Consider the following 12,279-nt stretch of genomic DNA (forward strand, 5'->3'; position numbering starts at 1 on the left):
AATCACATGTGTCAGTTGTACTTACGCACATACCCATTATAAACCGTAAATATGAAGTCCGCCACGATATATCGGTCGCCACTGAGCGAACTATTTCTACCGACGAATAACCCACCACGTAGCGGAACAACACGTGAGATAGCAGGACTATACCCCTTCCCCAGCAGACACAGCAAAGCCCCGCCTCCTCACGCTTCAACAGCGCAGGAGGCGGGGCTTACTACCGAACCAAACCCTATCGGGTCAGCTTGCGGTGCACCACGCGGTGCGGCTTAGCAGCCTCGGGGCCGAGGCGCTCAATCTTGTTCTTCTCGTAGGACTCGAAGTTACCCTCGAACCAGTACCACTGATCCGGGTTCTCATCGGTGCCCTCCCACGCCAGGATGTGGGTTGCCACGCGGTCCAGGAACCAACGGTCGTGAGAGACGACCACTGCACAGCCGGGGAATTCCAGCAGCGCATTTTCCAGGGATGCGAGGGTCTCAACGTCCAGGTCGTTAGTGGGCTCATCGAGCAGCAGCAGGTTACCGCCCTGCTTGAGGGTCAGCGCCAGGTTCAGACGGTTACGCTCACCACCGGAGAGCACACCCGCCTTCTTCTGCTGGTCCGGGCCCTTGAAGCCGAACGCGGAAACGTACGCACGCGAAGGCATCTCAACGTTGCCGACCTGGATGTAGTCCAGACCGTCAGAGACGACCTCCCAGAGGCTCTTCTCCGGGTCGATGTTCGCGCGGTTCTGGTCAACGTACGAAATCTTCACGGTCTCGCCGACCTTCAGCTCGCCGCCGTCCAGGGGCTCCAGGCCAACGATGGTCTTGAACAGGGTGGACTTACCCACACCGTTAGGACCAATCACACCCACAATGCCGTTACGGGGCAGGGAGAAGGACAGACCATTAATCAGGGAGCGGCCGTCGAAGCCCTTCTGCAGGTTCTCAGCCTCAATAACGACGTTACCCAGGCGGGGTCCCGGAGGAATCTGAATCTCTTCGAAGTCAAGCTTGCGGGTCTTCTCAGCCTCCGCAGCCATCTCCTCGTAGCGTGCCAGACGAGCCTTCGACTTAGCCTGGCGGCCCTTAGCGTTGGAGCGGACCCAGTCCAGTTCCTCGCTCAGGCGCTTAGCGAGCTTAGCGTCCTTCTTGCCCTGAACTTCGAGGCGGGCGCGCTTCTTCTCCAGGTAGGTGGAGTAGTTACCCTCGTAGGGGTACAGGTTACCGCGGTCAACCTCGGCGATCCATTCTGCCACGTGGTCGAGGAAGTAACGGTCGTGGGTAATCGCGATGACGGCACCCTCGTAGGACTGCAGGTGCTGCTCCAGCCAGAGCACGGACTCTGCGTCCAGGTGGTTAGTGGGCTCGTCGAGCAGCAGCAGGTCAGGCTTCTGCAGCAGCAGCTTGCACAGTGCCACGCGGCGGCGCTCACCACCGGAGAGGTGGGTGACGGGCATGTCAGCGGGCGGGCAACGCAGCGCTTCCATTGCCTGCTCCAGCTGGGAGTCCAGGTCCCATGCGTTAGCGGCGTCGATAGCTTCCTGCAGCTGACCCATTTCTTCCATGAGGGCGTCGAAGTCAGCATCCGGCTCAGCCATGAGGGCGGAAATTTCGTTGAAGCGGTCCAGCTTGGACTTGATTTCGCCCACGCCTTCTTCAACGTTACCCAGAACGGTCTTCTCTTCGTTCAGCGGCGGCTCCTGCATGAGGATACCCACGGTGTAACCGGGGGTCAGGCGTGCCTCACCGTTGGACGGCTGGTCGAGGCCAGCCATGATCTTCAGGATGGTCGACTTACCCGCACCGTTCGGACCAACCATACCGATCTTGGCGCCGGGGAAGAACGACATCGTCACGTCGTTAAGGATGACCTTGTCGCCCACAGTCTTGCGGGCCTTGATCATCTGATAAATAAATTCAGCCATAGTTACCTATTTTAGCGTGGATTCGACTGAGGGTACGAGAGTTTTAGGTTGCATGCTATGCGAAGTACCACGCGGGCACTAGACTCGAGTTATGAGCACAAACCCCTCCCCCAAACTTCTGGTACCCGCGGACCTCGAACATGCCGTTGACCGCCTCGCGCTCGCCATGCCGCTAGCAACGCACGATCAGCCATTCGGGCCCGAGCACACGGTGTACCGGGTGGGCGGCAAGATTTTCGCTATGTACACCGAGGGCATCGGCTACCCCATCGTGAACCTCAAAACCGACCCGGAAGAATCCGAGGTGCTGCGGCGCATCTACCCGAGCATCATCCCGGCATGGCATATGAATAAGCGGCACTGGATTTCCGTGGGCGCTGGCGAAGGCATAACCGAGCGGGTGCTAGAAGAGCTGGTGGAGGATGCGTACCTGCGCGTCATGTACTCGCTACCCAAGGCGAAGCGACCCATCGAGTTCCGCGAGCGCCCAATACCCGAAAAGCACTAGGAAGAAAGTCCTAGGCTGAAAAGCACGAGGCTGAAAAGCACGAGGCCGAAAAGCACGAGGCCGAAAAGCACGAGGCTGAAAAGCACGAGGCTGAAAAGCACTAGACCGAAAAATGTTAGGGAAACGTAGAATCCGAGTCTGGGGCAAGTAAAAAGCGGTCTTTAACGGCAAAGCACATTCCCATCCGCGATTGGGAGGGTCATCAACCACGATGAACGGTCGAACCACCAAGCTCCCATCCCATATAGTGCGGGGTTCCGTACCATGCACCACTTGTGTGAATACGTGATAGTTGAGTCGGCGCCCTTGCCAGACCTCCTATGCAGAGGAGGCGCTCATACGGATGCACTGAATATTTCCCTTGAGTGACTCAGCTACGTCATGCGATACAGCTGAGAGGGGATAGCTGTCTTCGCCCGAACTACCGGCACGGACGAATGTGTGCTCTCGGGAATAATAGCCTTTTGCATCACGGTGTCACTTTTGGGTTGAGGTATTCCACCGGCTCCCATTGAGCGTATTTCAGGTGTTTTATAGCGCTGAACCCACATATCCAATCACAGCTAAATACCTGCGGATTTTAAGCCCCGAAAATCAAGGAGGAACCGCCCTAAACCCTCCTTATATCGCCTCCACATGGACTAATACCCACTTAAAGCAATATGAAGAAAAGCTAGTGCGGCCCCTCACTATTTGAGATAAAAATGAGATAAACCCCTACTCAGAGCGATTACCGACGGGGTTTATCTATTGTTTCCCCAGGATGACCGGTTACTCGCTGAACTCTACCTTCTCGAAGCTCATGGTGCCATCAGCGTGAGAAACAACAGTATTCGGGTCACGCTCACGACGAGCCGCCGCGTATGCATCATGGCTTGCCTCATCAGCCCAGCGAGTCACCACGAAATAGTCGCCACCCTCATCCAGGGGGCGCCACAGCTCAAAACCCTCAAAGCCAGGGAAAGAGTCAGCGATGTGGCGTGCAGCGGCAAAGCGCTTCTCCAGCTCAGCACGATTGTCGCCAACGACAGCCAAGCTATGAACCTTAACAACGGACATGTGTCCTCCTTCTGTTGAGTACGTGCTTTCAACGATGAAAGCGGATTTCAACCTCGCACCAGCTATAGGTGAGCTATATTCTTAGCGAGGTTAACCTCAGAATAACAGTTCACTGGCACAAAAAATAGGGGTTAGCGCCAACTAACAGTTATATGACGCTAACCCCCCATTTAGAGAATCACGAGGCACTCACAGGCACCCGTTCGAAGCTTAGGAATCCGGCTGGGTCTGCACAGTATTAGGCTGCGCGATATTAGGCCGCACGGTATTAGACTGTGCAGTATCAGGCTGTGCCACCTGAGCCGCGCTATCAGCCTGCGGTGCGAGGTTCTTCTTAGCCTTCTTCTGAGCCGCCTTCGCCAAGTTCACAAAATGCACCCCGCGCTCAGCCAAGAAGCGGCGATCCTTCTTATCCCACTGGTCCACCGGGTACGCCTCCAGCAGGTCCGGGCGGCGCTCCAGGGTGCGCTCAATCTGACGGTCACGACGCCAACGCGCAATCGCACCGTGATTACCCGACAGCAACACCTCCGGCACCTCACGGTCACGCCATACGGCGGGCTTCGTGTACACCGGATACTCCAGCAGACCGCCCGTATGCGACTCCTCCTCCAGGGAGGCAGGGTTACCCATCGCGCCCGGAATCAGGCGGGTGATAGCCTCAATCATCGCCATGACCGCAACCTCACCACCGTAGAGCACGTAATCGCCCAGGGACACAGGCATCACGCGGAAGCTCTCCTGCGCCCAGTCCAGCACACGCTCATCAATGCCCTCGTAGCGCGCCGGAGCGAAGACAATATGCTTCTCCTCCGCCAGCTCGTACGCCATCGCCTGATCGAAAACGGCACCCGCCGGGGACGGGACAATCAGCAGCGGGCGAGTATCAGCAGCAGGTTCGGCAGCGAGCTCAGTGCCCTCAGACTTGGCACCCTCAGTAGAGTCTTCGGAAGCGTTCAGCGGGGAGGCTGCAAGCACTTCATCCAGCGCCAAACCCCACGGCTCCGCCTTCATCACCATGCCCGCGCCACCGCCATACGGGGTGTCATCCACCGTGCGGTGACGGTCAAAGGTGTACTCGCGCAGATCGTGCAAGTGCAGATCCACCAGACCCTTTTCGCGTGCCTTACCCAGCAGGGACAGCTTCAGCGGCTCCAGGTACTCGGGGAAAATCGTGACCACATCGTAGCGCACGGACTACTCCCCCGCCTGCTCGGTCGCATGCTCAGCGTCCTGCTCAGTGTCCTCAACCAGGTCAATCAAACCCGCCGGAGGGGTCAGCAGCACAAAGCCGGGCTCATCCTCGGTCGAGGGAACCACCTCGGGCACAATCTCCTCAACAAAAGGAATCATGATCTCTTCACCCGCACCGGAGGCAAGACGCGGCGAACGAGCCAGCTTAATCAGCAACAAATCCTGAACCGGCATGGTCTGCAGACCGGTCACCTTACCCAGCGGCTTGCCCACAGCCGGGTTATCCACGGGACTCTCACCCTCGGGAACGTCCGCCAGCAGGTACACGGGCAGGTTCACCAGCTCCTGCTCGTAGAAGCCCTCTTCATCGCCCTCACCCTCGGGAACCTCGTAGACCAGGCGGCTACCGCGCAGCTCCTCAGCCTGGTTGCGGGTAGTCACCTCATCAAAACGGACCACCAGAATCTTCTTGTTCCAGCGGGCACCGGCAACCGTCAGCTCACCGGTAGGCGCCACCGAAGCGGCAGCAGAGCCGGGTTTGAAATTCTCGATACCCAGCACCTCACCGCGGGCAAAACGCTCCTGCGGGGCATCAGTAAAGAGCTGAACCGTCACCTCACCACGAATACCGTGAGGCTTACCGATACGAGCCACCACAACCTGCATAATTTTCCTCCGCTGGATACAAGTTAAAACCTACGCCGTGCGCGTACACGGCTCCCACTATTCTACCGGGCACTTAGGACGGGCGCATTCTGCCGCCTCTCTGCGGCTGTCTTTCCCCCGCCTCCACGGCGGCCGGAGCGAGTACTCGCACAGATAACTCATGCTGATAACTCTCGCCAATAACTCACGCCGACACCTCAGACCAAGAAAGCAGGTACGCGAAAGCCCCCGCCTTCCGGAAAACTCCGGGAGCGGGGGCTTCAAGCGTTTACGAGCTAGCGTCGCTTTTTGTCGGTGTCGATAATGTCGATACGCGTCGGCTCGCCATCAGAAATAGCGTCCATCACCAGACGGATGCTCTTGGCGGTACGACCAGACCTGCCGATAACTCGGCCCAGGTCATCCGGATGCACGCGAACCTCAAGGGTTTCACGGTGACGCTGAGTGCGCAGGCGCACCTTCACATCCTCCGGACGATCGACAATCCCTCGAACCAGGTGTTCGAGTGCGTCAGCCAACATAATTACTCAGCTGCTTCCTCAGCCTCAGCCTCGGGTGCTGCTTCCTCAGCAGCCTCTTCAGCCTTCTCAGCCTTGGGGGTGATAGCCTCGGGCAGGATCACGGAACCCTTTTCGGGAACAACGAACTCAGCCTTAGCCTCGACGGGCAGAATCTTGGACTCTGCCTTCTCGCCCTTGAATGCAGCCCAGTCGCCCGAGAGCTTCAGCAGAGCCAGAACCTGCTCGGTCGGCTGTGCGCCGACGGAGAGCCAGTACTGAGCACGCTCAGAGTTAATCTCGATACGCGAGGGGTGCTCGGTCGGGTGGTAAATACCAATCTCTTCGATGGTCTTACCGTCGCGCTTGACGCGCGAATCAGCGATCACGACGCGGTAACGAGGATCGCGGATCTTACCCATACGCTTGAGACGAATCTTAACAGCCACTTTAGTGGTTACTCCTGTTTCATAATTTGGTGCGAGGCACACGGTTCAGCACCCGTGGGGCGGGCCATTCACGGCGCCTCTATGGACACAACGGCGCGCGAAGAGAGGGGTCGCGCGTCGCCGGGTACTCAGCTAGGGTATCAGAGCCCAAGATTTTAAGCTAGCGACACGGAAAAATAATTGCCGCAGGCACCGAACATCACTTTTAAACAGCGTTCTGTACCCCGTGAAGCGCCCCGTGATATACCCGGCGACTAGGCTGTGACTCGGTTCAGATAGCTACGCCCGGCGAGCCACCCTGCAGCCGCCGCTAGTCGAGGTTGTTAGGAGTCGAGGTTGCTCATCTCCAGAGTCTCCCCCGTCTCCAGGGCGCGGTAGCACTCACGCAGACGCTCCACCATCGACGGACGCACGTAGCCTTCCAGGTTCTCCGGAGCAACCCACTCATAGGTCACCAGCTCAGCATCCTGCAGGGTAATCTTCGTATCCGCCGCGATCACGCCGCCGTCATACATGTAGTAAGTCGAATCACCCCACACACCCAGCGACAAGCCGTGGAAAATCAGCAGCACGCGGCCCAGCTTCACATCCAGGCCCAGCTCCTCCACAATCTCACGCTCACAACCGGGCTTGGGCGCCTCGCCAGCCTCCACGGTGCCGCCAGGAAGAATCCAACCGTCCTTATAGTTCGGCTTCACCAGCAGCATCTCGCCGCGCTCATTACGAATCAGCGCGCCCGCCGCCAAACGGCGCGTGGGCAAGGTGGCGATAAAAGCCTTCAGCTCTTCATCACTCAGATAGGAATCCTTCATGGCTTCTTTCCTTTAGCGGTCGGTTTTCTTCGTAGCGCGTTGCCTGATGCTACGCACTATACCCAGGGCACGCTCACGCAGTCCAGAGGGTACCTGCTCCGTGGACTGGGCAACCTGCTCCACCGTGCGGTAGTGGCCCTCACGCAAATCATCAATCAGAGTGCGCTTCTTGGTCGAGGGCTGTTCCCCTGCGGTGTCACCCGGATGCACCAGCTCAGCATCCGCCACCGGGTGGGCATGCTTCTTCATCTGAGTCCGCTCAAAAGAACGCAGCACCGTCGGAATCAGGGCAGATTCCACAGTGGCATTCAGGGCAAAGAGTGCCGCAGCCACCGAGAACTTACGGCTCGCCTTACCCTGAGCACGGCGGCGGCGCGCTACCTTCGCCAGGGTCAGAGCGATAGCGCTCTGAGCGGTCACATCCGCACCCAGGGCAATACCCACACGGCGGGTCTTCGCGCGAATCTGCTCCGGAGTCAGGCGCTTCTTCGAGGCAGAATTCTTTGAGGCAGCCCCTGCGGAGGGGGCAACCTGCGTTGCCTGCGACGGAGCATCTTCAGTGGATACATTCTCAGACTGTGAGTCAGCAGAGCGCGCGGCATCGGATTGTGCGCCCTCAGCAGGGTTCGCCTCAGCCGGGTTCGCCTCGGACTGCGATGCGGCTGACTGTTCTGCGGCAGACTGGCTGGAGTATGGTGCCACGGCAGCCCTCAAATGCGCACGAGCAGCTTCTTTCTCCGGGGTGAAAACCCTGCGATCCACAGGCTGGTCCGCGTCGTCCCTATCGGAATCGCGGTCCTGCTCGTAGGGACCCTCGAAGTCATCAAACGGCTCAGAGTCCAGGAATTCTTCTTCCTCATCAAGAGCGTCTTCCGGGAAAGACATATGCGTGTACTCGAAGGGAATATGGCCTTCGCTAATGGCATCCATCCACTCGGCGAGAGTCACGCGGCGACCGGTCGCCACCAGCCGGTAGCTACGCTCCATGGGCGAGGGGAAGTTACCCGGATAGGGTTCAATCTCCTCGTCATCTTCGAAGGATGCATCTTCGACGGAATCCTCCTCTACGAAGGCGTTCTCAGGGAAGGTGCTCCGAGAGAAGGTATTTTCAGAGAAGGTAGCCTCGGCAACGGAGTCATCCAGCGTGAAGGTAACGTCCAGGGCTTCAGAAGTCTGCGCCTCATCAGCAGTTTCAGCCGCAGGCTGCACGAAACCCTCATCCTCGTTGCCGAAGATACGCGCCGTGCTAATCGACGCCACATCAAAACCGGTGGTCGGCACCAGCGCCAGCTCCGTGGGAACATCCAGCAGCTGCAGCACCGACTCCAACGCCAGGGTATTGCTCGTATCGCGCAGGTACGCATTCAGACGGCGACCGGCAATGGAGTCATCCTTCACACCAAACATCGCCATGACATTAGCGATGCCCTGCTCGATTTCCTCCTCATCGGAACCGAAAATCTTCGAACCCGACAGCTCCGGGGCGCTACCGGGAAGCTCCGACAGCAGATCCTCCAACACGCCACCAAAACGTGCGACCTCCTCACGGCTGAGGGCACGGTTCAGGCGCTTAGGCACACGCTGCCAGGTGAACTCCTCCACGATATTCTCGTAGGGTTCGCCGAACGCCTCCAGGTACCACTCCTCATCCGAGTAGGGTTCGCGGGCGGGCTCCTCATAGACCACCAGGTGCTGCTGGTTCGCATTACCCTCAGCAATCAGGGCGTTGCAGTTCAGCAGGCTCAGCAGCGCCATCAGGTCCACCGTGTCAGCAGAAATGAGGGTCCACTCCCCCGCCGGCGCGGCAACAACCTGCCGAGTACCGGCAGGAAGGTACGCCAAAAGAAGCCCGGTAATCATGTCAATGGGCAGGTCAACGAGCATGGCGGCGTCACCGTCCACCAGGAACTCCAGCTCACCCTGACCGTTGGGCAGCTCCTCCCACACGGTCGCCTCACCCTCAAGGGCGGCACCGGTAACCGGCAGCTGATCCACCAGCTGCGCCACGTAGTCCTCAACGGGGGTACCCACGTGCAGGTGGCCGTCAGCGACCTCCAGCACGTTCATGTAGCCCTCATCATCCACAGCGCATAGCACGTAGAGCTGCACCTGATGCTCACCCATCTCGTAAGCAATCAGCTCCGGGGAGGCGGCGGTCGCCTCAATGAGGGCGGCAATCAGCTCATCATCGGTGGTTGAACGAGCCATGATGCGGCGGCGCTGAATCTTCTCCTCCAGCTCCATGGTCTGCTCGATGCGCTCATTGCGATGCTTCTCGGCGGTGCGCTCCTCGTCCTGGGCGCGCAGGTACTCGGGGCTATCTGATTCGCCGGTTCCGGCAGGTGCGGGGGCGTCGTCCCACATGCCGGTGAGCTTATCGACGGTCCACTCTTCGCTCTCCAGGGCGGCGGCGAGGCGGTCAACCTTCGTGCGGTCGTTCCAGGCGCGCTGCGTATCGGGGTCTTCCGCCTTCACCTCATCGTGCATGCTGCGGGCTTCACGAATGAGGTTCAGAATGGTTGCGGCAACGTCGTCAACGGCGGGGTCATCGCTCTCGCTGGAGTAGACGAGGTCGCCCGCCAGTTCGGCGGAGTGCTCCCCGTACTCGAGGGCGATACGCGCCCAGACGGGGGTGTACCCGGGAAGGATGTTCGATTCATTGTCGAAGCCGTCCGCATAGTCGTGTGCGATGCCGTCTTCAAGATTGCCCGAAGGGTTGTCTTCAATATCCTCTGCGGGAGCATCAGAGAATCCCAGCGAGCTCTCCTCAACTACAGACTCTCCTGCAGATTCTCCAGCAGAGTCACCGGCAGGGTCCTCTACAGCATCATCAGCGAAGGCGCGCTGAGACCACGGCGTGACCTGCTCATTCAGCTGATCATCCGCGTTCTCTCGATCCCAATTCTGCTCGTTCTGAGCCATTGATACCTTCCCTTCACACCCATTCATACACCCAAACCGGGCACCATACCGGTACGGGTGCGCCCCGTCACCACGTGCGCACCCGTACCGCCCCTTACGGGGCTCATATTTGCTCTTACTGCAGGAACTTCTCGAAGCCCTTCGGCAGGTTCATGCTGGACAGATCCGTCTCCTGGTTCTGACCCTGCTGACCGAACGCAGCACCGGCGCGAGCCTGCTGCGCCTTAGCTGCTGCCGCCTCCTGCGCCGCACGCTTCTGCGGGTTGCCGGAACGAGCCTTCTTCTTCTTGTTGTTCTTCGCGTTCTTACGAGCGCCACCGGCCGCAGCCGCCATACCGGGCATCTGCATACCACCGGGCATGCCGGGCATCTTGCCCGAAGCAAGCTTCTTCATCATCTTCTGAGCCTGAGCGAAACGCTCCATCAGCTGGTTCACCTCAGACACGGTCACACCCGCACCCTTAGCGATACGGGCACGGCGAGAACCGTTAATGATGCGCGGAGCCACACGCTCGTGCGGGGTCATGGAGCGAACAATCGCCTCCACGCGGTCAATCTCGCGCTCATCGAAAGCCTCAAGCTGCTGACGCATCTGAGCCGCACCGGGCATCATCATGAGCAGCTTCTTCATGGAACCAAGCTTACGAATCTGCTGCATCTGAGCCAGGAAGTCCTCAAAAGTGAAGTCTTCCTGATCGATAAACTTCTTCGCCATGCGGTCGGCTTCAGCCTTATCCCACTGAGCTTCAGCCTGCTCAATCAGAGTCAGGATGTCACCCATATCCAGGATGCGGCTTGCCATACGGTCCGGGTGGAACTGCTCAAAGTCAGTGACGTTCTCACCGGTGGACGCGAACATAATCGGCTTGCCGGTCACCGAAGCCACCGACAGCGCCGCACCACCGCGAGCATCACCATCAAGCTTAGACAGGACCACACCGGTGAAGTCCACACCCTCGTTGAAGGCATTAGCGGTGTTCACGGCGTCCTGACCGATCATCGCATCGATAACGAACAGAACTTCGTGCGGCTCAATAGCGTCACGAATGTTACGTGCCTGCTGCATGAGCTCAGCGTCAACACCCAGACGACCCGCAGTATCGACAATCACCACGTCGTGCAGCTTAGCGCGAGCCTCAGCCACACCGTCACGTGCCACCTGCACGGGATCGCCGGTGGGCACGTCAAACTCGCTGGTCACACCGGGGTGCGGCGCGTACACGGGCACACCCGCACGCTCACCAACAACCTTCAGCTGAGTCACCGCATTGGGGCGCTGCAGGTCGGATGCAATCAGCATCGGGGTGTGGCCCTGGCCCTTTAGCCAGTGAGCCAGCTTGCCCGCCAGGGTGGTCTTACCGGCACCCTGCAGACCCGCCAGCATGATGATGGTCGGGCCGCTCTTCGCCATGTTGATGCGGCGGGTCGAACCGCCGAGGATGCTCACCAGCTCCTCGTTCACGATCTTGACGATCTGCTGGGAGGGGTTCAGTGCCTCGGAAACTTCCGCACCGAGAGCACGTTCCTTCACGTGGGCGGTAAATTCGCGGACCACGGGGACGGCGACGTCAGCGTCGAGCAGGGCGCGGCGGATTTCGCGGACGGTTGCATCAATGTCTGCCTCGGAGAGGCGGCCCTTGCCGCGCAGGTTCTTAAAAGTTGCCGTCAAGCGGTCGGAGAGAGAATTGAACACGAGCCGTGATCACTTTCTTAACGTTGAGGTGGCCCCCAGCCGCGAAGGCGAACGGGGATGGTTAGTCAGTCTTTAAGGATACAGGATGCGCGCTTTCTCCCCCGCCTCCACCTGTGGATAAGTGGCGCCGGTTCACCCTGAGCTCAGGATTTACGCTCAACATCCCCTCCCGCACCCCTCAGCAAATGCGCGGCAGGTACCAGACTTACCCCCTCATAGAGGCGCAACAGAAACCCTCAGCAGATGTTCCGCGCCCCGCCTCGGCGCCCCCAACACGTCTGATAGATTAGATTTTCTAGACAGCCTGGGTTAGAATTCTAAATGTGTTACGCACAAATGCGTGATATGCCCGAGTGGCGGAATTGGCAGACGCGCCTGACTCAAAATCAGGTTCTTCGGAGTGTGGGTTCGAGTCCCACCTCGGGCACCAGCCCAAAAGCGGGGGGGGAGCGTGGAGCGGTTCCGCCCCGTTTTGGTGTGGTCGTCTTACCGGCGCCCCCCCCCCCCCCCCCCCCCCGGGGGGGGGGCGCTAATGCCCCAAAACAAAAAAAAACCACAAAAACC

At 59.2% G+C, this 12,279-nt stretch carries 10 protein-coding genes and 1 tRNA gene; 2 read left to right on the forward strand and 9 right to left on the reverse strand.

The window, feature by feature from the left end:
• Positions 1–235 precede the first annotated feature (235 nt).
• Positions 236–1,915, reverse strand: coding sequence for an energy-dependent translational throttle protein EttA (gene ettA / locus NML54_RS02275; RefSeq protein ID WP_070633972.1), 1,680 nt, complete (start codon positions 1,913–1,915; stop codon positions 236–238).
• A 91-nt stretch (positions 1,916–2,006) separates the two neighbouring features.
• Between ettA and NML54_RS02280 the strand changes: the two genes are divergently transcribed.
• Positions 2,007–2,423 (forward strand): MmcQ/YjbR family DNA-binding protein, encoded by a 417-nt coding sequence (locus tag NML54_RS02280; protein WP_254755719.1) that lies wholly within the window; start codon positions 2,007–2,009, stop codon positions 2,421–2,423.
• 771 nt (positions 2,424–3,194) lie between these two features.
• On the opposite strand, the gene NML54_RS02285 is transcribed toward NML54_RS02280, so the two are convergent.
• From NML54_RS02285 to ffh, 8 genes are all read right to left on the reverse strand, one after another.
• On the reverse strand, positions 3,195–3,482 hold the full coding sequence (locus NML54_RS02285) for an antibiotic biosynthesis monooxygenase family protein (RefSeq protein ID WP_254755720.1): 288 nt from the start codon (positions 3,480–3,482) through the stop codon (positions 3,195–3,197).
• 210 nt (positions 3,483–3,692) lie between these two features.
• A complete protein-coding gene (trmD, locus tag NML54_RS02290; RefSeq protein ID WP_254755721.1) occupies positions 3,693–4,676 on the reverse strand; it encodes a tRNA (guanosine(37)-N1)-methyltransferase TrmD in 984 nt (327 codons plus the stop codon).
• A gap of 3 nt (positions 4,677–4,679) precedes the next feature.
• A complete protein-coding gene (gene rimM / locus NML54_RS02295; RefSeq protein ID WP_254755722.1) occupies positions 4,680–5,342 on the reverse strand; it encodes a ribosome maturation factor RimM in 663 nt (220 codons plus the stop codon).
• A gap of 275 nt (positions 5,343–5,617) precedes the next feature.
• Entirely contained in the window at positions 5,618–5,863 is a 246-nt protein-coding gene (locus NML54_RS02300) for an RNA-binding protein (protein ID WP_254755723.1), read from the reverse strand.
• A 2-nt stretch (positions 5,864–5,865) separates the two neighbouring features.
• A complete protein-coding gene (gene rpsP / locus NML54_RS02305) occupies positions 5,866–6,288 on the reverse strand; it encodes a 30S ribosomal protein S16 (RefSeq protein ID WP_049356712.1) in 423 nt (140 codons plus the stop codon).
• A 323-nt stretch (positions 6,289–6,611) separates the two neighbouring features.
• On the reverse strand, positions 6,612–7,100 hold the full coding sequence (locus NML54_RS02310; protein ID WP_005505687.1) for an NUDIX domain-containing protein: 489 nt from the start codon (positions 7,098–7,100) through the stop codon (positions 6,612–6,614).
• A gap of 12 nt (positions 7,101–7,112) precedes the next feature.
• On the reverse strand, positions 7,113–10,022 hold the full coding sequence (locus NML54_RS02315; RefSeq protein WP_254755724.1) for a hypothetical protein: 2,910 nt from the start codon (positions 10,020–10,022) through the stop codon (positions 7,113–7,115).
• A gap of 115 nt (positions 10,023–10,137) precedes the next feature.
• Positions 10,138–11,715, reverse strand: coding sequence for a signal recognition particle protein (ffh, locus tag NML54_RS02320; RefSeq protein ID WP_254755725.1), 1,578 nt, complete (start codon positions 11,713–11,715; stop codon positions 10,138–10,140).
• 347 nt (positions 11,716–12,062) lie between these two features.
• On the opposite strand from ffh, the gene NML54_RS02325 reads away from it, so the two are divergent.
• A tRNA-Leu gene (locus NML54_RS02325) sits at positions 12,063–12,145 on the forward strand.
• Positions 12,146–12,279 lie beyond the last annotated feature (134 nt).

Origin of the sequence: Rothia gullae, assembly GCF_024294905.1 — a bacterium.
Classification (GTDB): domain Bacteria; phylum Actinomycetota; class Actinomycetes; order Actinomycetales; family Micrococcaceae; genus Rothia.

Bases quoted from the DNA above. Each gene is read 5' to 3' on its own strand.
- NML54_RS02300 (WP_254755723.1), bottom strand. From the start codon at position 5,863: ATGTTGGCTGACGCACTCGAACACCTGGTTCGAGGGATTGTCGATCGT.
- rimM (WP_254755722.1), bottom strand. From the start codon at position 5,342: ATGCAGGTTGTGGTGGCTCGTATCGGTAAGCCTCACGGTATTCGTGGT.
- NML54_RS02315 (WP_254755724.1), bottom strand. From the start codon at position 10,022: ATGGCTCAGAACGAGCAGAATTGGGATCGAGAGAACGCGGATGATCAG.
- NML54_RS02285 (WP_254755720.1), bottom strand. From the start codon at position 3,482: ATGTCCGTTGTTAAGGTTCATAGCTTGGCTGTCGTTGGCGACAATCGT.
- ettA (WP_070633972.1), bottom strand. From the start codon at position 1,915: ATGGCTGAATTTATTTATCAGATGATCAAGGCCCGCAAGACTGTGGGC.
- NML54_RS02280 (WP_254755719.1), top strand. From the start codon at position 2,007: ATGAGCACAAACCCCTCCCCCAAACTTCTGGTACCCGCGGACCTCGAA.
- NML54_RS02310 (WP_005505687.1), bottom strand. From the start codon at position 7,100: ATGAAGGATTCCTATCTGAGTGATGAAGAGCTGAAGGCTTTTATCGCC.